This is a genomic window from Microbulbifer guangxiensis (assembly GCF_021729075.1).
Taxonomy (GTDB): Bacteria; Pseudomonadota; Gammaproteobacteria; order Pseudomonadales; family Cellvibrionaceae; genus Microbulbifer; species Microbulbifer guangxiensis.
In genome coordinates this window covers 346,674-367,292 of the sequence record NZ_JAJSAQ010000003.1, presented here as the reverse complement: position 1 = coordinate 367,292, position 20,619 = coordinate 346,674, and the positions used below count along the sequence as shown (strand labels likewise).

The following is a 20,619-nucleotide window of genomic DNA, read 5'->3' as shown; positions in this document are numbered from 1 at the left end:
GTGTTATACGGGTTATCCCCCGAGCACCAACTAGCACCGCCAGTTCTCCGCTCTTGTACCAGGTAGTAGTCGAAATCTCCTGTTGTCGGTGGCTTCCAGCCAATGCTGTACGCACCACCTTCAGCCTCTATCGAATCAGGAAGGGAATTGATGATTGGATTTCCTGGCCGCTCTGGGATATCCACAATGACAGTTTTTTCTGCAGTCTCTGCACTTTCATATCCAACTTGACCAAAATGCGCACATAGAACATTATCTTCACAATATCTTTCCACCTCCCCTTTGTATTTATACTCACCATTACCTTTAGAGAGGCTAATGGAAATACTTGAGGAAACACTGGAAACCTTAGCACCTATGACACGCCATTTCGTTTCATTTTCGGCCTTTTCATAGATTCGATAAACATTTTTAACACCTGCCTCGGGTGGGACAGCAGGGGTGTTAGCGCTTAAAGCAACGTCATAATCTCCATCAAGACTATAGCCGTCATCACTCAAAATTAGACTTGGAGGCCATGCGGACGCATAATTTGCCAAGCTCAATATTACAGCGCCAAAAAGAAATACATACCGATTAGCGACGATATCCCTACCGAACATAAAATCGACCTTATTACCTTTTATAAATCAGCCTTCCCATGCTGATTTCTCAGTCTTTAAAATTATTAACAGAAATCGAAATAGCTTTTAAAATAAAGCAGATATTTTGGAAAGAAGTTACTGGCTTAGCTTTCTTTTCCAAATAATACGGTCTTCGCCAACTGAGCCACCTGTCGCAAGCGCAAAGATCTTCTGTGACTCTGTATGCACTATCAGATTCGTCCCAGAAAGCACTGGAGTGGACGATACGAACTGACCTGCCGGCAGTTTGAACCCCCAAACCTGCTGACCACTTTCGCTCTTAAGCGCATAGATATTGCCGCTGTAAGTAACGATGTAAGTCAGTGTTTGGTCGTCGTTTAATAGTGGGCTGGCTAAAACGGCTCCCTCAGTGTCGAACTGCCACAATAGCGTCTTGTCCGGAGACAGTGCGTAAACACGGCCAGCATTCTCTTGATGACCACTGCCACTGATATTGGAACCGACGATTATGCGCTCCGGACTAACTGAGGCTTTCCCCATAACCAAACCAAAATCCCTCAACACCCATTCAACCTGACCGCGGGGATCAACTTTATAGAAGTGTCCATCAAAGGTGCTCATGTAAGCACTGCCATCGCCGCCCACTGCGAGTGAGGTGGCTATCTGTTCTTTTACCGGGATACTTGGCGTGGTCCAACGCTGCGGGGGTGGTGACTGCTCCACTGTCACTGTCAGGACCTGGCGAGTCTCACCGGAAGGACCCTGCGCGGTAAGTGTGAAATTTGTGCTGATCTTCGGACTGACTACAATCGCACCCTCGGCATCCAGCTCAACTATGGGCTCTCCACCATCGTCGCGGCTCAGTTCGATTCGCTGTGCACCAATGACGCGCCAGCGTAGCTCAACGCTGCCACCCGGACCCGCGACGGTCCCGGGAGAGGCAACAAATCTCTCTATTTCGAGCTCGGGAAAGCTGCTGGGATCATCTGGATCAGTGCCCGCGGCGATTTCAGCCGCATCATCGACACCATCTCCATCGCTATCACGCTGTTCCGCGGCACAGCCATTGCTATCAGTGGAGTGGAACACGGCGGTAGCGGGGCAGGCGTCAACAAAATCTGCGACGCTATCGCTATCGGAATCTAATGCGGTCGTTACTCTTACCTCTCGATTGTTACCTGCCAGATCCCCAATACTGGCCACCAGTGAGATTTCAGTCTCGCCACTAATCGGGTTAGCCGGAATACAGGTCGCTTGCTGCCCCACTACCTGGCAGCTTTCGACTGGCGCGCTGTCCACATAAACTTGCAGGCTGTCAACATCGATAGCGAGGTTATCGGAGAAGATCAGCGTGATTTGAGGGTTAGGCTCGCTTAGCAGATCACCATCTGCCGGAGATACAAAGCTCAGCTCCGGAGCGACCTGGTCGAGACTGACTATGATCTCTGCAGACCCTGTATTTCCAGCCACGTCCGTTGCACTGCCTGTGATTGCCTGGCTTTCACCATCATCGGAAACCAACACTGGTTCGGGGCAGCTATCCATACCGCTAAGCGCATCGAAGCAGTTGAACGTCACCATAACCGGCTCCCGATGCCAGCCCTCTGCATTTGGTGGTGCTACTAATTCAGCAGTTACTGTTGGAGATGTTGTATCGATGCTAAGCAAGGTTTCCGCACTCACGCGGTTCCCGGCGATATCAGTGGCACTCGCTTTGACTGGTTGATCCGCGCCCTCGTCTTCCAGCTGTACTGATGCCGGGCATTCAGCTATACCGCTAAGGGCATCCGCACACCGGTAACTAACTGTCACCTGATCCCTGTGCCATCCAGCGCTGTTTGGCTGGGGCGCGACGGATGGCTCTAGGGAGGGCGGAGTTTTATCGAGACTGACAGCAGCCTGTATTTCTGCCCTGTTGCCGGCGACATCGGTAGCTGTGCCTGTCACCTTCTGGTCATTTCCCTCACTACTGATCGTTATCGGGTCACTGCAACTTGCGACGCCGCTCAGATCATCGGAACATGCAAAGGTCACCAGCACATCACTGCTGTGCCAACCGAACGTGTTTGCGCTTGGAGAAATCTCGGCGGTAATCTCTGGGCTCACCTCATCCACCCCGATCACCTCAACGTGAAAGCCGCTACCAGGGCTGCCACTGAGAGTTATCTCGAGTTTGTTTTGTAGCCCGAGATTCAACGGAATCTCGAAAAACTCGGAGTTGTTATTAAAATCATGATTAGCGAGTACGACGTTGCCGTTTACAGAGACACTACCGGCAGTGACAAGAGACTTCGCTCCACTACCGTTATAGATGCGCAGGTAGTAGTGTTCACCTGCTTTCGGAGCATTGAAGGGAATGATCTTGGTTGCCGGCTTACCGCGGTCGCGGACGACAGATTGCTCAGCTGAAACCGGGAACTCTCCGGCAAAAGCGCCTACCGCCATTCCAACCGAGAGCGCTATTGCGGTAACTTTGAAAAGTGACTCCACATATTTGGCACGCACGCGCCGACCCAGCCGGCCAATAATGGACCCCGGCATATCCCCCCCTAAAAAATCGAATAAATATTCTTATTTACGGAATGCAGACCCCAAGTCCGCTTCAGGGATGGATAGTATTAATTTCTAACTTTGTTTCAATGTTAAAAACAAAAATTCAGTCAAATTTTATTTTTTCCGAATAATTTTTCGATTACGGATATCAATGCACACACAAAAACTCAACGAACGTCCCATTTCTTTATATCCACGCAGACATATTTATTATTCTTATTCGAGTTTGCATAACGGACACCCAGCGGATTTCTAGCTGGAGGAATTAAACAATTGATTGAACGGCTGCCATGCATTGCCCATGCGTGGACAAGATCTGAAGTTACACGAGCCGAGTTCGCTCTAAACCATTGAGCACGCACTGGAACCATGGTCACTGGATGCCGGCCTTCGCCGGCATGACGACTGTGGAGTGGACCGGCCACATGACACCGCAACAACCAATGCCGTCACCCCGGACTTGATCCGGGGTCCAGTTGCAAAGTTTTGGGGATCCTGAGGTCTATGGATACCGGCGTGAGCTTCGCTACTCTAACGAGTCGCCGGCATGAGGACTGAGAGGTCTAGTCCGACCGCATGACATGGCAACAACCAATGCCGTCATCCCGGACTCCACCCGGGATCCATGGGCCACTACGGGTTCTGACACCTCACGGGGGCTTGGATGCCGGCCTGCGTCGGCATGACGACAGAGCGTGGAAAGCCCTCCGTCGTCATCCCGGGCGCGATCCGGGATCCACGGGTCACTACAGGTTCTGATGGCTTATTGGGCTTTGGATGCCGGCCTGCGCCGGCATGACGACTGAGAGGTAGCGGACTACTGAGGGCTGGCCCGACAACATGACACGGCAGCAACTTATGTCGTCATCCCGGACTTGATCCGGGATCCATGGGCCACCACGGGTTCCGACAACTCATGGGGGCTTGGATGCCGGCCTGCGCCGGCATGACGACACAGGCTTAGCCCCGCAACATGACAAGGAAACAACCACTACCGTCACCCCGGACTCGATCTGGGGTCCAGTTGCGAGGTGTGGGGGGAGCCTGAGGTCCATGGATACCGGCCTACGCCGGCATGACGGCTGACGGGTGGTCCGACAACATGACACGGCAACAACCATTACCGTCACCCCGGACTCGATCTGGGGTCCAGTTGCAGCCGTTTGGAGGGACCCTGAGGTCCATGGATACCGGCCTTCGCCGGTATGACGACAGAGGGGTGGCCCGGCCATATGACACTGGAACATCCAATGCCGTCACCCCGGACTTGATCCGGGGTCCAGTTCCAGAGGTTTGGCGGACCCTGAGGTCTATGGATGCCGGCCTGCACCGGCATGACGAGTGGTGCTAGCCGAAGTCCTGCTTCTCCATCCACGGAATAATCCGCTCGAACGCGCGCTCGATGTTTTCAATCGAGGTGGCGTAGCTGATGCGGATGGCGTTGCGGCAGGATTCGCCGAAGGTGTCGCCGGCGATGGTGCAGACGCCGGTTTCCCGCAGCATGCGCAGGGCGACGTTGTTGCCGTTGACCCCTTCGGGCAGCGCGGGGAATAAATAGAAGGCGCCCTCGGGGGTGTAGCCTTCCAGATACGGCGTCTGGTTGACGAGTTCCACCAATCGGTCGCGGCGCTGGCGGTAGGTTTCGATGGTGCGATCGACGAAGGAGCGATCACCGCGCAAGGCTGCAACGCCTGCCCACTGGCAGGGCGTGTTCGCTACCGTGGTGGTGAACATGTGGTAGCGGCGCAATTTGCGGATGGCGCCCTGGCTGGCGATGAGCCAGCCGATGCGCATGCCGGCCATGCTGAAGGTTTTGGAGAAGCTGCTCATGATCATTACGTGGTCGAGATCGGAGCAACAGGACAGCACGCTGGCGTAGTCGCGGTTGTCGTAGATCAGGTGATCGTAGACCTCGTCGCTCAGCACATAGATGCCGCGGTAGGCGGCCTCCTGCACGATGGCTTCCACCGTCTCGCGCGGGTAAACCGTGCCGGTGGGGTTGCTGGGCGAGTTCAGGATGATCGCGTGGGTGTTGTTGTCGATCGCGTCGATGACTTCCTGCGGGTCCAGCTGGTGATTGTTTTCCGCCCGTGTGGGGATGTATTTCACCTCGCCGCCGTTCATGCGGATCAGCGGTGCGTAGAGCATGAAGGAGGGATCCGGCACGATGAATTCCCGCCCCGGCGCCGACACCGCCGTAAGTGCCAGGTAAATGGCCTCGGTGGCACCGGTGGTGACGAGAATGTTTTCCGGGCTGATGGGCCGGCCGTAGCGCTCGCTGTTGTACTCTGCCAGCGCGTCCAGCAGTTCCGGCAGACCGGCATCCATGGTGTAACCGGTCTGCCCCGCTTCCAGCGCATCGATGGTGGCCTGCACCACGTGCGGCGGCGTCGGTGCATCCGGCTGGCCGATGGACAGGTGAATGACATCGTCCATGGTGGCCGCCAGGTTCACCATCTTGCGGATACCCGGCACCGGAATGGTCAGCAGCGCCGGGTTCCAGACCGGATCTTCCGATTCGTAGAAGTCAAAATCCAGCCGACTCACACCTGTGCTCCTTCCGTTGCGTTTGCGTAGAAGAGCTCGGGGCGCTTGTCGGTGAGCGGTGCTGCCAGCTGATAGGCCTGGCCGGCGCGCAGCACGGTGGCATCATCGAATTTGCGCCCGACGATCTGCAGGCCGATGGGCAGGCCATCGCTGGAGAATCCGCACGGCACCGACAGGGCCGGCTGGCCGGTGAGGTTGAAGGGATAGGTGAACGGCGTCCAGGACGGCCAGCGCGTGCTGGGCCAGTCTTCCGGCACCTCGCGCCCGGCCTTGAACGCAGTAATGGGCAGCGTGGGCGTGAGCAGCAGGTCGTATTTGCGGTGGAAGTTGACCATGCGCTCGCACAGCACCATGCGCTCGTTCACGGCACCGAGGTAATCGAGCATAGAGAGCTGCGCGGCCTTTTCCGATACGGCCACCAGCTGCGGGTCCATCAGTTCGCGCTGGCGCTTGTTCAGGTCGCGCAGGGCATTGGCGGCACCGCCGTAGAACAGGTGGCCGAACGGCGCCAGCGGGTCGTCGAAGCCCGGTGCCACTTCCACCACGTCTGCACCGAGGGACTGCAGCAGGTGCACGGCCTTGCGCACCGACTCTTCCACTTCCTGGTCCACCTGCACGTAGCCGAGGGTGGCACTGAAGGCGATTTTCAGGCCTTTCAGCAGTTCACCCGGTTCACCGCGGATGGCACTCAGGTAGTCGATGTTGCGGCGCGGCACGGCGTTAGTGTCGCGGTCATCGGCCTCACTGAGCACGTTCATCATCAGTGCGCAGTCCGCCACGGTCCAGGTCATGGGGCCGGCGTGGGCCAGGGTGCCGAAGGGGCTGGCGGGCCAGTGCGGCACTTCGCCGAAGCTGGGTTTCAGGCCCACATGGCCGCAGAAACCGGCGGGAATGCGGATGGAACCACCGGCATCGGTGCCCAAGGCCAGCGGGCCCATGCCCAGGGGCACGGCGGCGGCACTGCCGCCGCTGGAACCGCCGGCGGTCTTGTCCGGGTTCCACGGGTTGCAGGTGACACCGTCGATGGGGTTGTCGGTGACGCCCTTCCAGCCGAATTCCGGTGTGGTGGTCTTGCCCAGGGGCACATAGCCGTTGCGCTCCAGTGCCGCCACGGCGGGCGCGGATTTGTTCAGGGTCGACTTGGGATCGATGGTTTTGGAGCCCTTGAGGGTGGGCCACATGGGTGTGAGGAACACGTCCTTGATTGCCACCGGCACGCCGTCCAGCTGGCCCATGGTTTCGCCGCTCTGGTAGCGCTGCTCAGAGGCGCGGGCAAACTCCAGGGTGGTGTCCCGATCCACCAGGTTGTAGGCATTCACTGCGGGGTTACAGCGCTCAATCTGTTTGAGCAGCGCCTCGGTTACCTCGACGGGGGAAAATGATTTGTCCCGGTAGCCTTGCAGCAGTTCGAGAGCGGTCATGGCGACGAAATCATTCATCCGCGTGTCCTCTTCCTTATCTGTTGTCTGTTCTTTTCATTGCCCCCCTATCCTAGACCTGTGTGGCGCGATTTCGGGCCTGTTAACGTTGAATTAGACGCCCCGATTTTTTGTTGTCGACGTGGACCACGCCAGCGGTTGCAGCAAAGATGATTTATCCGCCACGCCGTCACCCCGAGTGGGCTCCCTTCCCCTGACCCTCAACCGCCCCAGTTCCGACAAATTTGTGACGAGCATCACGCTTTCCGCGATTCCTTCAGGCTGCAGTCAGCTGCAGTGCGATACCTTAGGCGCCTTAATCATCACGGTAACTGGGGAAGGGAATATCGTGAACACTGCCAAGAGCATCGCCGTCCTGGCGATCATCGCCCTGCTGCTGGGCGGCTGCGCCACCATGAGCGAAGAGGAATGCATCACCGCCGACTGGCATGCCATCGGCTATGAAGACGGCGCCGCCGGGCAGGCGGTGGCCATGCTGGGCAAGCGCCGCCAGGCCTGTGCCGACCACGGCGTGCAGCCGGATGCCAATGCCTACCGGGCCGGCCGCGATGAGGGGCTGGAACTCTACTGCACCGAGATGCGCGGCTTCCGCACCGGCCGTGCCGGTGGCACTTACGGTGGTGTGTGCCCGCGGGACCTGGAGGGGTTGTTCCTGGTGGGTTACGAATCCGGGCGCGAACTCTACGAGGCGCAGCGGGCCGTCAACGAGGTAGCCAACGCCATCCAGAGCGCCCACAACGAGCGCGAAAATATTCTCGACGACATCACCGAGATGAGTGCCCACCTGGTCAGCGACGAGGCTACCAAGGAAGAGCGCATCGAGCTGCTGGCCGACATCGCCCGCCTCAAGACCCGCCACAGCGATCTGGAGCATGAAATCGAGGACATGGAGCATGAACTGGCCCTGCGCGAGGCGGCCTTCCATGAGGTGGAGATGCGCACGCCTTACAAGTAGCGACAAGATTAAATGAGGCCGGAAATGCGCGCAGCGGCAGCTGGATTGTTTCCCACACCGTCGCTCCAGTGCTGAGTCTAGTGGCGACAACGCGCCAGGACGGGTATTTCGAAACGCTGTGAATGCATCCCTGCACGCTCCGGCGGCGACGTCCTGTCGCCGACGGTTCGAAATACCCGCCCTGCCGCATTGCCTTAGCCCCTACCCTTTGACTCTTTGAACAACCGGGTACAAAGCGCTTAATTCTTAATTACCGAGCTATTTCAGAATCCCCTCTTCCACGGCCCCCTGGAGCCGCGCTTTCAATACTTCCCACAGCGCCCGACTGCCCTTGCCGATGCGACTGTTGAGTTGCAGCACCTTCTCCTTCGGCACATTGTGATCGCGCCAGCTGTGGCCACCGCCGTGCAGGTTGTGCAGCAGCGGCGGCACCCGGTCCACGGCGCGGGCATAGCGGGAGTCCGCGGTTTCACCCGCTTCGAACTCCTGCCACAAGGCAAAGTATTCCTGTGCCTGGTTCCCGGGCAGCATAGCGAGGATGCGCTTTACCCCTTCCGCCTCGGCATCTTTCTGCTCCGGCGTTTCGCTGGCGTAGATGATGGTATCGCCCGCATCGATCTCCCCCAGGTCGTGGATCAGCAACATGCGGATCACCCGGTCGATATCGATAGCCTCATCGGCGAAGTCCTTCAGCATCAGCGCGGTCAGGCACACATGCCAGCTGTGCTCGGCGGAATTCTCGTAGCGATCCAGCCCGACCGGTCGGGTATTGCGGATGACGGCTTTGAGCTTTTCGATTTCCACGACGAAGGCGAGGGTCTGCTCGATGGCCTGAAGCGTATCGGCCCTGCTCACATCGCCTCCCTGTCCGAGGGGTGATTCACGCCGTCCATCACCGGCACCTCTCCCAGGTCAAAGGGATTCACTCCCTCCAGGCAGGCCAGGTTGTAGCCGTACTGCTCCGGGTTGGAACGGCGCTGGTGATGGGTGTAGACGCCGCAGTTGCCGCAAAAGTAGTGCTTCGCGGTATGGGTATTGAACTGGTACAGCCGCAGCTGTTCGTGCCCTTTGACGATACGAATCCCGGACAGCGGCACGGATGCCGCGATGGCACCGCGGCGGCGACAGAGGGAGCAGTCGCAGCGGCGCGGGTCGACGATGCCCTCTGGCAGGCTCAGCTCCAGTTCCACTGCGCCGCAATGGCAACTGGCTTTGTGCAGGGGACGAATCTCCGTCGGCCCGATTTTTCTGATCAAACTGTTTTCCCTTCTCAATCGAGGGGCCGCGGGGCGATCACATCGAGTTTGTCCGCCCAGGGTTCCAGGTCGTCCATGATGGACGGATACAGTTCCACGCCCTCTTCCAGCTGGCGGGCACGGTCGCTCCAGGCGCGCTGGCCGGGGACGCGCACGGCGCTGTCGCTGCCCTCGTCGGGACGGCAGGATTCCCACAGGTTGCAGAGTGCGGTGGTCTGGCGCAGGAAGTCGGCCGCCTTGCCGAAGGCAGACGGGTCGATGACCTGCAGGAATATGGAGTTGGCCTCGTCGTCGTGGGTGGACTGCTCGTCACCGCGGCCGTAACCGCTGAGCGCCATGGACAGCACTTCCAGCATGGCGCTGAGCGCGGCGCCCTTGTAACCGTGGTCGGCACCGCCCACCGGCAGGATGCTGCCGCCGTCTTCGAAAGCCGCCGGATCGTTGGAGAGCTGGCCCTGGCTGTCCTTGAGACACTCGGTGGGCAGCAGGCGCTTTTCCCGCTTGGCCCGGGAGACATAACCGCCGGCGGTAACCGACATGCTGATATCGAACAGCAGCGGGTATTCACCGGCCGGGGCGGCGAAGGCGATGGGGTTGGCGGAGAAAAGGGCATCGCGGCTGCCCTGCGGTGATACGGTGCGCTCGGCCGGGGTGGAGCAGGTGAGAATGCCCACACAGCCCTTTTCGATAATCGGTGGCAGGTAGGCGGCGAGGCAGGCGATATGCTGGCTGCGGCGAATGGTGGCGGTCACAACGCCGTGCTCTTCCACCCGTTGCAGGGCCTGACCGACCGCCTGAGACAGCACCCAGGGGCCGGGCAGGAAGTTGGCGTCCCAGTTAAAGCAACTGTCGCGATCCGAGAGCACCTCCGGCTCGCCATCTTTGCGCGTATCGCCATTGATCAGCCAGCTCAGGTTGCTGGAAACGCGGTTGAGCCCGTGGGTAGTGAACCCCAGCAGGTCGGCCTGCAGGAAGATGTTGGCCATCACGGCGGCGCGCTCTTCCGAAAGCCCCGCGCGGTGGAACAGCTGGGTGACGAAGGCGTGCAGGTCTTCGGCGGCGTAGCGGTGGCTCATGACATCCTCCTTTGCGGAATTCCAATGGGTTCTTTTGACTGCTGCTGTTTCTATTGTTGCCGAAACAGCTGTTGCGGAAACAACGCGTCGGCACGGGGCGCTCGGATCAGTGATCCTTCACCTTGCCGCGCATGGACTTGATCTGCCCGCGCCGGGTTTTCTGCTTCAGGCGGCGCTCTTTCGATGCGCGAGATGGCTTGGTGGCGACGCGCTTCTTGCGGGTGCGGGTAGCGCTGGCCACCAGTTCCCGCAGCCGCTCCAGCGCATCGCTGCGGTTCTTTTCCTGGGTGCGGAAACGCTGGGCCTTGATCACGATAACACCGTCAGTGGAGATCCGCTGATCCCCCTGCGCCAGCAGGCGCGCCTTTACTTCTTCCGGCAGGGACGACGCCGGGATATCGAAGCGCAGGTGAATCGCGCTCGCCACCTTGTTGACGTTCTGCCCGCCAGCGCCCTGCGCGCGCACGGCATTCATCTCGATTTCTTCGAGGGGAATCGCCAGGTTGTTAGTCACTTTTAGCATTTCAGATTCATTTTTTATTCAGCCGCCTGATAACGATCACCATTGTCTATGCTGAGTCCGATAGGCGCAAAATTTTACTTTTCGCGTAACAGCATTTTAAGTGGTAAACGCGCTATGACCGAGAAAAAGCCCCAGCAGCTCGCACACTTCGACCCTCCGGTTTTTTACACCGCAACCGGTGTGCTCCTGCTACTGGTCGCCTTTGCCGTGCTCTTTCCAGAAAGTGCCACCAGTTTCTTTGAACAGATGCAGACGTGGGTGGTCGATTACTGGAGCTGGTACTACGTGCTGGTGGTGGCGATCATCCTGATCAGCGTGCTGGTCATCGGCATCTCCAGTCTCGGCAGCGTCAAGCTCGGCCCGGAACATATCGAGCCAGACTACGGGTTTGGTTCCTGGTTTGCCATGCTGTTTTCTGCGGGGATGGGTATCGGCCTGCTGTTCTTTGGCGTGGCAGAGCCGGTCATGCATTACCTCAATCCACCGATAGGCGACACCGGCACGGTGGAGGCTGCGCGTCAGGCCATGGTGCTGACGTTCTTCCACTGGGGTTTTCATGCCTGGGCCATCTACGCCATTGTGGCGATGATCCTCGCTTATTTCAGTTATCGTCACAACCTGCCCCTTACCCTGCGCTCGGCACTCTACCCGATGATCGGTGAGCGCGTGCACGGGCCAATCGGCCATGCGGTGGATGTGTTTGCCATTGTGGGTACCGTCTGCGGTGTGGCGACGACGCTCGGTTACGGGGTATTGCAGATCAACTCCGGCCTCCACCACCTGTTCGGGCTGCCAGTGGGCAGCGGGGTGCAGGTGGGCCTGATTATCGTCACGACGATCCTTGCCACCATCTCCGTTGTTATGGGACTGGATGCGGGCATCAAACGGCTGTCGCAACTCAACATGACGCTGGCGGGCATCCTGCTGGTGATGGTGCTGCTGCTGGGCAGCACCGTTTACCTGTTGCAGGCCTTCGTGCAGAACTTCGGTAATTACCTTTCAGTACTCATCAACAAGACCTTCAACCTCTACGCCTACCAGCCGACGGACTGGCTCGGCGGCTGGACCATCCTCTACTGGGGCTGGTGGATGTCCTGGTCGCCGTTTGTGGGGCTGTTTATTGCGCGGATTTCCCGCGGGCGCACCATTCGCGAATTCGTGATGGGCGCGATGCTGGTGCCCGCCGCTGTGACGCTGCTGTGGATGACCTTTTTCGGCAACTCCGCCATTCACATGATCCTGAACGAAGGCCTGACAGAGCTCGGGGAGATCGTGGCCAAGGACCAGTCGGTGGCACTGTTCCAGTTCCTGGAACAGTTCCCCTTCTCCGGGGTGTTCTCGTTCGTAGCAGTGCTGATGGTGATCGTGTTCTTTGTCACCTCGGCAGATTCCGGCGCGCTGGTGGTGAATATGCTCTCCTCCCGCGGACGAGACGATACCCCGCTGTGGCAACGGATTTTCTGGTGCTTCCTGATCGGTGCGGTGGCCATTGCCCTGCTGCTGGCCGGCGGCCTGGCCTCACTGCAGACGGCGGTGATCGTCAGTGCCCTACCCTTCTCGGCGATTTTGCTGGTGGCGACTTACGGGCTGATCAAGGCACTGCGTCTGGATACGATGAAGAAAATTTCCCGCCACGCACCGGTGGCACCGATCAGTGCACGCAATCCGGTGGTCTGGCAGCGGCGGCTGAAGAATGCGCTGAAGCTACCCACCCTGGCCGAGGTGCACCAGTTTATCCGCGAGGTGGGCAAGCCCTCGCTGGAGGAGTTCGCCGAAGAGATGCGCAAAAGTGGTTACACGGCGACGGTGACCGAGGGCGAGAATCACTATGTGGAGCTGGAAGTGCTGCATGGGGAAGAGCTGAGCTTTATCTACGGTATTCAACCCAAAGCCACGCTCAAGCCGGAAACTGATGACCCCGACAAGGTGCTCAGCGACAGCCACGATGATGGTTCCAGCGATGTGTACTTCCGGGCGGATATCCATCTGTTCGAGGGTGGCCAGGACTATGACGTCATGGGCTGGACCAAGGACCAGATACTCACCGATATGGTCGCCCAGTACGAACGTCATCTGCAGTACCTGCACGCATTGCGCTGATCCTGAGAGGCAGCAGGGCAAAAAATCTCCCCTCCAGTCGGACACATCAATTGTGACCAGTTGGACACAAAGCCCTGCTGCCACCGCTTCTCCTGACTGAAACAAATCCGCTAGTATTGATCGCATTCCTAGAGGTGCAGGAATAAAACAATAACGAATTGCGCCCGGTATCAGCGAATGGACTCCCTCTCGGGGCGACTGGCAGCTCATGGGCGCGGTGAATCTGCGATCAGGAGAAAACCATGCCCAACGTAAAACGCAGCCTGGCTGCGGCCATTGCCCTTGCCTCATTTTCCACCTCATTTGCCAGCGCCCTTGCCTCCGCAGGCGAACCCGCTTTTTCCCAGGTGATAGCCTTTGGCGACAGCCTCACCGACGTGGGCAACGCCGGGGTGTTTACCAGCGGTGACAACAAGCAGGCGGCCATCAGCATCATGTCCGAGCAGCTGGGTCTCGGGCCGGTGACACCATCCTGTGGCGGCCTGGCCCTGTGCCTGCCGGAAGTGAATCCGTTACTCAGCCCGGAGGAATTGCTGGCCTCCGCCTCGGCGCAGGTGCAGGCGGCACTGCCCAATGTGGGTGGTGGCTGGGCGGTGGGCGGCCACCGCGCCGCGGATGTGCTGCTGAACATTCTCGGCACCGAGGGCTATTTCAATTACCTGGCCCAGAACGGCATGACGCTGGACGTCAACGACCACAACTTTGTCAGTGCCCTGCTGCCGGACCCGACCCGGCAGACCAGCACTGGCCTCTATGCCAACCTGGATCTTCTCGGGCTGCTGTTACAGGGACCGGCAATCGTCGCGCAGCTGCGCGAAGCTGCAGCGCAGTTCGAAGCCGCGGGCGATACGGTCACCGCTGCCGGTTACACGGCGCAAGCCGATGCCCTACAGGCACAGATCGACGCCGCTCCATCGGCCATCGTTGCCGATTCCGGTATTACGGGTAACCCGCATCCACTCGGCCTCGGCTACCTGCAGACTACTGCCGGCCGCGCTGACGGCAAGGCACTCTATTGGATCAACGGCGGCGGCAACGATCTGCTCGGTGGTTTCACCGCACTGCTGTCCGGCACCATCGACAGCGCCCAGTTCGGTGCCGAGGTGCAGACCGCGGCCACGATGCTGGCCGACGGCGCCCAGGCACTGTCCGATGCCGGTGCCAACTACATCCTCGTTTCGAACGTGCCCGACATCAGCAGCACGCCGGGCATGTTTGCGGCGGTCAGCCAGGCCGTGCTCTCCAGCCCGGAAGCGGCACAACTGGCCAATGCGGTCGCCGCCGGCCTGCTGACTCAGGAAGAGGCGGACGCACAGCTGAACGCTGCCATCCAGTCCACCCTGGCCCAGGCGGCCATGGCAGTGGACGGTTTCAACAGTGTCCTGATGAATGCGGCCGGTGATATCGATGGCGTGCTGCTGGTCGACCAGAATGGTGTACTGAAGGTTTCCCTGGCCAACGCGGCGGCCCTCGGTTTCTCCGGTGAGTTCAACCAGAGCCAGTTCTGCTACGACGGCAGTGGCAGCTGTATCGAACATCCGGTGTATGGAATCAACGGCGAAACCCCGGATGACAGCCAGCTGATCTTCAACGATGCCGTGCACCCGACCCAGGCCGCCCAGAACATGCTGGCCGATTACTACACCGCGGTTGTCAACGCCTCCCAGGTGGCGGGGCAACTGCCGGATATCGGTGTACAGGCTGCCCGCACCCATACCAATACCCTGGACGAGAACCTGCTCGGCGCCCGCTACAGCGATGCACAGACCGGCGTCTTCGTCGGCGGTGTGTTCGGCAACACCGACTACAGCAGCGGTTTCGCACCCAACCTGAGCGGCGATGGCAGCGGCGGTATTCTCGGTGCCACCTACGCCCTGCGCCCCAATGCGGAGCTGGGCTTTGCACTGAGCCGCTCGGATATCAGTCTCGACAATGCCCGGTCCATGGTGGACTCCACCTCCACCAACTACAGCGTCTTTGGCCGCTTCCACTACGATGTGCTGTTCGTGGATGCCAGCGTGACCATGACGGATACGGACTACGACAATGTCAGTCGTGCTTTCCGCCTGGGCAGTAACTTCAACACCAGCCTGGATGCCACCACTTCCGGCGAAAACCTGTCCCTGAGCATGACTGCCGGTGCCAATATCCTCGGCGGGCCCACCCGCTTCGGCCCCTTCGCCAACGTCACCCGGGCAACCGTTGAGGTGGATGGCTTTACCGAGGATGCCATTGCCGGTTTCACCTACACCGATGCCAGCGGCGCGGAGCAGGATCCGTTCGGCATGCATTTCGGCAGCCAGGAGCGCCGTTACACCACCATGCGTATGGGCGCCTTCGCCAGCCATAGCTGGGACAGTGTCAGTGCCTATGGCCAGCTCTGGTATGAGGACACCACCGGCACCGACGAGGATTCGCTGGAGGTGGGCGTGAAGTCTATGGGTGGCAACCTGAATGCCATGCCCAGTTACGCCAGCGAGGGCGTCGGCCTGTTCGAGGACGGTGCCGGTGCCATGGTGGGCCTGCGCTGGCAGGCGGCCAGCCGCCTCGCCCTCAACGCCAACTACACCGCACGGCCCACGTCGGAGACCGGTTCAGTCAGCGTGAATTATCTGTTCTGATATCCCACCAAAGAGAAGTGCCCCCATTGCGGGGCACTTTTTTGCTATTTACCCCCCTCAAAAATTTCAACGACGCATCACCACCAGCTTTATTTTCAGCAACTGTCACGCATTGCTACGCAGGTTTTCACAAGATGCTATCTTTTGATTGACAGCATTTCTCATGGGCGTAGTATCCGGAAAAATTTTTGAAGCTGGACTGACAAACAATGCAAGGCATACCAAACAGAAAGGAAAATCTGAGCGGGCAACGCAAGCGCGGGGCGCACCCGACTTGTCTCACTGCAATGGTAATGCCTATGGACTATCAGTGCAGGATTAGCTGCTATTCCTGGTCAAACCAGAAGCGCGATTGAATTACCTTCCCTGCCCGGGAAGGTGAAAACCTTTCCGGCATCCCCCCTCAAAAGAGGCCCGGAAAGAAATTTCCGGGCCTCTTTTTTTTGTGCGGCCCGATTGCAACGAGGAATCGACATTTCAGGAATAAGACTGAACTTCTGGCCAACAGATGGCCACAACCGCCTGCCGACAATGTTTTGTCAGCAGGTTTACCTCCTGTAGTTGCCGCCCGGGCGGCAACCCGCTGCCGGCTGCGCTGAAAAAACCTGCCCGGTGGCCCAGGCAGGTTTTTTATTTTGGGCTCCTGGTGGACTCAGTGTCGTGCCGCCATGATCCCAATCCCGGGTTTATCGCTCTCAGTTGTGAACTGCCGGCCTGGTTCCGTATGCCAGCCGGGTGCAATGGCCAGTGGCCCTTTGTATACCGTCCGCTGTGAATGCGATGAACGCAGCTCTCTAGCTCAGAGGGAGAGCAACGAGCTTTTAACTCGTCGGTCATGGGTTCGAATCCCATGAGAGCTCCAGTCGACTGTAAATCGACCGAATAGCGGGTCCACGTGACCGGGGTGCAACTCCCCCCACAGAAAAATTGTGCGTAAACACTGGAGCCTCACAGTCGGCCACGGACGTTGGCCGATACCGGGAGGTAATCGCTGCCGGTCACTATGCAGCCCATGCCAGATGGGACGGCGAGAGCGAATGCGACACCACGGAAGGTGTACAGCACCGAGTGTGCCAAATGCAGCCGAGTCTGCATCGCCATCGCTCACACCCAGGCCCATCCAGGCACCCTGGCAGTCAGGGTGCCGCGGCCTGGATTGCAAAAATCGGCAGCCACTACCGCGCCGGGTGGGGCTCTTACTTTTTAATGGAATAACTTGCCACGGCAAGTGCACAAGGAGGAAATCATGTTGTTGGGAAAAGTGATTGAAGTGCCTGAGAACCACCGGGCCCTGCTGTTCAGGGATGGTCGCTTCATCAAGCTGCTCGAGGCAGGCCGGCTTCGTCTGCCGTACTGGCATCAGTTTTCGGTTGAGATGTATGACCTGGATACGCTCGAAATCGAGCGCACCGGGCTCAAATCCATGATCCGTAGCCACCCGGAACTGTCGGAGTTTATGTGGCGCGTGGAAACCAATGAGTTTCAGGTAGCCCTCATTTACCGGGACGAAGAGCTGTACGACGTGCTGCTGCCAGACTCCGAAGTAACGCTATGGCAGGGCCGGGGTGCTTTGCGGGCCAGCAAGTACGATATCCGTGAGCGACTGGTATTTCCTGACACCAAACTCAAGTACCTGGTGCGGAAAACAGCACAGCTGGAACCGTTCTTCCAGCTCCTGGAGTTGGCAGACCATGAAGTGGCCCTGCTCTATCGGGATGGTCACCTGTACGACATCCTGCCGCCGGCCACAGATATCGTCCTCTGGGATGGCCCCGCCAGCAACGTGCGGGTGGAGAAAATCGACCTACACCAGAGCCAGGCGCTGCCGGAAACCCTGGCGCGGGACCTGCGATTCGACTTGCCGGCGGCCCTCGAGGCAAGGGTGAAAAAACTGGTGTTTCTGACCGAAGTGCCAGAGCGGCATCGCGGCCTGCTGGTCGTCAACGGGCGCGAGGAAGGCTGGCTCGACCCCGGTTACTACGCGTTCTGGCGGCCCGGACGCACTATCGCTGTCTCACTGGTGGACCTGCGCCTGAAGATGGTGGAAGTGAGTGGACAGGAAATCCTGACCCGGGACCGGGTCTCGCTGCGACTAAACCTCTCCGCCACTTATCGCGTGGTGGATGCAGCGCGTGTGGCTGAAGTCGGCGGTTACGAGAGCCATGTATACCGGGCATTACAGCTCGCACTGCGTGAAGCCGTAGGTACCCGCACGCTGGATGCCCTGCTGGAGGACAAAAGCGCACTCAACGGGGACGTGCGGGAGCTGCTCGATGGCGATCTCGATGCCGTTGGGGTTGAGGTCATCGACATCGGGGTCAAGGATATTGTCCTGCCCGGTGACATGAAGTCGATCCTGAACCGAGTCGTTGAGGCGCAGAAGGAGGCAGAGGCCAACCTGATCCGCAGACGTGAGGAAACCCAGGCTGCCCGCGCGCTGCACAACACAGCCAAAATGATGGAAAACAGCCCGACTGTCATGCGCCTGAAGGAGCTGGAGGCCCTGGAGCGCATCACCGCAAAGATCGATCGCCTGTCGGTCTATGGCGGACTGGACGGACTGTTGGGCGAGCTGGTGAAACTGCGCCCGCCGTCCACCTAGAATGTCGCTGCCACTGATTCTTGATTGGTGGTGGCGTCATTCCCCTGCTTCTGCTGTGAATCGTTAACACCTGCCCTCATCGGACGCATCAATTCCTCACGCGCTCAATCCGCTCAAACTGTGACACACTCGCCAGGTAGTCCTCCCAGCTGCCGGCCAGTGCCTCGGTCTGGAAGCGCTTGTATTTTTCCCGGTCGAGCCAGAATACCCTGGTGCGCACACCCCGCAGGTTGACCAGCGGCAGGTTCTCGATCGCCTTGGGACCGGCATCGAAGACCGAGCCGGCGCGGGAGTTCTGGATCATGTCGCTGACGATGGTCAACCGCACATCCCCTGCCCGCGGGTCAATGCGCCGCAGGGCTGCCACATCCGACAGCGCTTCGAAGATCGGCGACTCCTTCTGCTCGCTGCCGGCTACCACCGCGGCGACAGCGGCTTCCAGCGGAGTGGCAAACCTCTCGGAATAGAGTCGCTCGATAAAGACGCGGTTTGAGGTCAGCATGTCGGCATCGTCTGCCGAAGGCGGTTTGCACAGATCGACGACCGGCTCCGAGAGACCGCTATACTTCTCGTCCAGCACGAAAATGGAAAAGCGGTCGTTGACACCGGCATCCTGCAGCAGGCCAGAGATATGGGTCTTGAGGAAATTTGCCTGGTGGGCCGACAGCGCATCGGAGACATCGATGATCATCAGGTGGTGGGCCGCCCGCGGGAGGCGTTCGTTACAGAGGGTCACCCGGTCATACTCATTTTCCGGCGACTGCAGCACCTGCAGGATGAAAATGGCCAGCGCAACCAGGATGGCAACGCCCATGCCGAAAATGATCACACCGCGGCGGTCCTCATTGCTCATGCCACGCCGCGCTCTGCGCACCCTCCTGGTCATCAGCCTGCTCCCAGTCCGTTCTCGCGCTCGATATCAGCCACCAGCACCGCCAGTTTTTGCTGGGCCGTCTCGCACTGCTGGTTGATGCCTGCCATGGCGTCCGTGTAGGCCTGCTCCAGGTCGGCAAACATCCTGTCGAAGGCTTCAAGGTCGGTCTTGTGTTGCGCCAGGCCCGTGGTATTGAGTTTCGGCAGGGTATCCAGCTCGAATCGCAACAGCTCACCGAAATAGGCGGCACGGCGGTTCATCATGCGCGCGGAGTAGGACTGGTAATAGCGCACCAGTTCGTCCAGCAGCCCCTGGGCCTTGACGATGTCCTCCTCGTAGTGGCTGCTGATTTCCTCGCTGCGCTCGATACTCGACTTGAAGGCAATGTACTGTGAGCGGATTTCCTTCTCTTTCTCTGCCAGGTCCTGCCGCGCTTCCTCGGCCACCTCGTTGAGCTCGTCGATGGCATCGGTACAGCTGTGGGCCCACTGATCCCGCAGCGCCCTGGTGCGGCGGGTCATGGCGGTAAAGCCCGGGTAGCGGTCGTCGACGATGAAGAACTTGGCGGTGAGCAGGATCAACGCGATGGCACTCACGATCACCATGATCCAGGCATTGAAATCGTGGATGCCGAGGGGTGCACCCCACAGATTCATCACCGCCAGCTTTGACGCAACAAACGGGTTCAGCTCCAGCGCTTCCCGGTAGTGCCCGACGCCGAGCACAAACGCCGCAGCCAGGATTGCAACGCCGGTAAACAGTGAGACTGACAGCATCTTGCGCGCCGGGTTGCGATGGAATACCCCACGCAGTGAAAAAGCGGCAAACGCGGCCAGGCCCAGGTTCACCAGTGCAATGATAAAGGCCTGGAAGAAGCCACCGACAAGGCCGAGCTCACTGCCCTTGGAGAGAAAGAAAGAATTCAGGGCCGTCTCTGCAATAACGATAAAGAAGATGATCGCGTAGTGCAGGATGCGGGACTCGCGATAGATGGCCTCACGGGTAAGTCCGTTGCGGTGCTTGAAGATCTCCAGGTCCGCCCGCACTGCCGCGAACTCCCGCGCCGAACGTTTGAGATCCTTGGCAATGGTGGCGAAGCGGCTCTCCAGTTGCCGACCGACACTGCGTTCGGTGTGGGTGATCTCCTGGAACAGCTGGCGAATGTCCACTTCTTTGCGGGCTTCCACCTGCTCATCCAGCTGGTCTTGCCGGTCGGTGTGCACACGGCCGATGATCTCGCGGATCACGTAGGAGCGCAGGCTCTCCTCACTTTCCGTATGGCTGATGCGATCGACCTCGGGGATACCCGCCTTAACGTCGCGCTCGATGCGCTCTTCAAGACGGAGTGCAGAGATGGCGGCCTTGGTTGCCGGAATCGTGCTCATGACTTCACCTAAAAGACATCCACTACATTTAGGTTCTGGTCGGAATTGTGTCCTGCTGTGCTTTTCTGGCGGAGTTTTAATCCATGCCGGAAAACAGCAAAAAC

The 20,619-nt window shown here is 59.1% G+C and carries 14 protein-coding genes and 1 tRNA gene; 5 read left to right on the top strand and 10 right to left on the bottom strand.

Annotation, left to right across the window (positions count from 1 at the left end; all coding sequences use genetic code 11):
- Positions 1–719: 719 nt before the first annotated feature.
- From LVD12_RS08630 to LVD12_RS08620, 3 genes are all read right to left on the bottom strand, one after another.
- A complete protein-coding gene (locus LVD12_RS08630; RefSeq protein ID WP_237067296.1) occupies positions 720–3,125 on the bottom strand; it encodes an outer membrane protein assembly factor BamB family protein in 2,406 nt (801 codons plus the stop codon).
- Positions 3,126–4,484: 1,359 nt separating this feature from the next.
- The gene (locus LVD12_RS08625) at positions 4,485–5,684 is read right to left on the bottom strand and encodes a pyridoxal phosphate-dependent aminotransferase (protein WP_237067295.1); all 1,200 of its coding nucleotides are present in this window, start codon (positions 5,682–5,684) and stop codon (positions 4,485–4,487) included.
- Entirely contained in the window at positions 5,681–7,123 is a 1,443-nt protein-coding gene (locus LVD12_RS08620) for an amidase (protein ID WP_237067294.1), read from the bottom strand. The genes LVD12_RS08625 and LVD12_RS08620 overlap by 4 nt, the downstream gene beginning before the upstream one ends.
- 328 nt (positions 7,124–7,451) lie before the next feature.
- Between LVD12_RS08620 and LVD12_RS08615 the strand changes: the two genes are divergently transcribed.
- The gene (locus LVD12_RS08615) at positions 7,452–8,078 is read left to right on the top strand and encodes a DUF2799 domain-containing protein (protein WP_237067293.1); all 627 of its coding nucleotides are present in this window, start codon (positions 7,452–7,454) and stop codon (positions 8,076–8,078) included.
- Between the two features lie 258 nt (positions 8,079–8,336).
- Here the strand turns inward: LVD12_RS08615 and LVD12_RS08610 are convergent, their stop codons facing one another.
- The 4 genes from LVD12_RS08610 to arfB form a co-directional block, all read right to left on the bottom strand.
- Positions 8,337–8,933 carry an HD domain-containing protein gene (locus LVD12_RS08610; RefSeq protein WP_237067292.1) on the bottom strand — a complete coding sequence of 199 codons (597 nt, stop codon included), beginning with the start codon at positions 8,931–8,933 and terminating at the stop codon, positions 8,337–8,339.
- Positions 8,930–9,334: a GFA family protein gene (locus tag LVD12_RS08605; protein ID WP_237067291.1), complete on the bottom strand. Its 405-nt coding sequence runs from the start codon at positions 9,332–9,334 to the stop codon at positions 8,930–8,932. Before LVD12_RS08605 ends, LVD12_RS08610 begins: the two co-directional genes overlap by 4 nt.
- 14 nt (positions 9,335–9,348) lie before the next feature.
- Positions 9,349–10,410, bottom strand: a complete 1,062-nt coding sequence (locus tag LVD12_RS08600; protein ID WP_237067290.1) for an Ldh family oxidoreductase — start codon at positions 10,408–10,410, stop codon at positions 9,349–9,351.
- A gap of 106 nt (positions 10,411–10,516) precedes the next feature.
- A complete protein-coding gene (gene arfB / locus LVD12_RS08595) occupies positions 10,517–10,933 on the bottom strand; it encodes an alternative ribosome rescue aminoacyl-tRNA hydrolase ArfB (protein WP_237067289.1) in 417 nt (138 codons plus the stop codon).
- Positions 10,934–11,047: 114 nt separating this feature from the next.
- Between arfB and LVD12_RS08590 the strand changes: the two genes are divergently transcribed.
- The 3 genes from LVD12_RS08590 to LVD12_RS08580 all read left to right on the top strand — a co-directional run bounded on the left by LVD12_RS08590 (position 11,048) and on the right by LVD12_RS08580 (position 16,514).
- Entirely contained in the window at positions 11,048–13,033 is a 1,986-nt protein-coding gene (locus tag LVD12_RS08590; protein WP_237067288.1) for a BCCT family transporter, read from the top strand.
- 242 nt (positions 13,034–13,275) lie between these two features.
- Positions 13,276–15,654, top strand: coding sequence for an autotransporter outer membrane beta-barrel domain-containing protein (locus LVD12_RS08585; protein ID WP_237067287.1), 2,379 nt, complete (start codon positions 13,276–13,278; stop codon positions 15,652–15,654).
- Positions 15,655–16,442: 788 nt separating this feature from the next.
- Positions 16,443–16,514 (top strand) — tRNA-Lys (locus tag LVD12_RS08580).
- Between the two features lie 88 nt (positions 16,515–16,602).
- Here LVD12_RS08580 and LVD12_RS08575 read toward each other — a convergent pair.
- The gene (locus tag LVD12_RS08575; protein WP_237067286.1) at positions 16,603–16,755 is read right to left on the bottom strand and encodes a hypothetical protein; all 153 of its coding nucleotides are present in this window, start codon (positions 16,753–16,755) and stop codon (positions 16,603–16,605) included.
- 145 nt (positions 16,756–16,900) lie between these two features.
- Between LVD12_RS08575 and LVD12_RS08570 the strand changes: the two genes are divergently transcribed.
- On the top strand, positions 16,901–18,256 hold the full coding sequence (locus LVD12_RS08570) for a slipin family protein (protein WP_237067285.1): 1,356 nt from the start codon (positions 16,901–16,903) through the stop codon (positions 18,254–18,256).
- Between the two features lie 88 nt (positions 18,257–18,344).
- Here the strand turns inward: LVD12_RS08570 and LVD12_RS08565 are convergent, their stop codons facing one another.
- Both LVD12_RS08565 and LVD12_RS08560 read right to left on the bottom strand, forming a co-directional pair.
- The gene (locus LVD12_RS08565) at positions 18,345–19,109 is read right to left on the bottom strand and encodes a hypothetical protein (protein WP_237067284.1); all 765 of its coding nucleotides are present in this window, start codon (positions 19,107–19,109) and stop codon (positions 18,345–18,347) included.
- Positions 19,110–19,141: 32 nt separating this feature from the next.
- Complete coding sequence (locus LVD12_RS08560) at positions 19,142–20,515, bottom strand: hypothetical protein (RefSeq protein ID WP_237067283.1); 1,374 nt, start codon at positions 20,513–20,515, stop codon at positions 19,142–19,144.
- Positions 20,516–20,619 lie beyond the last annotated feature (104 nt).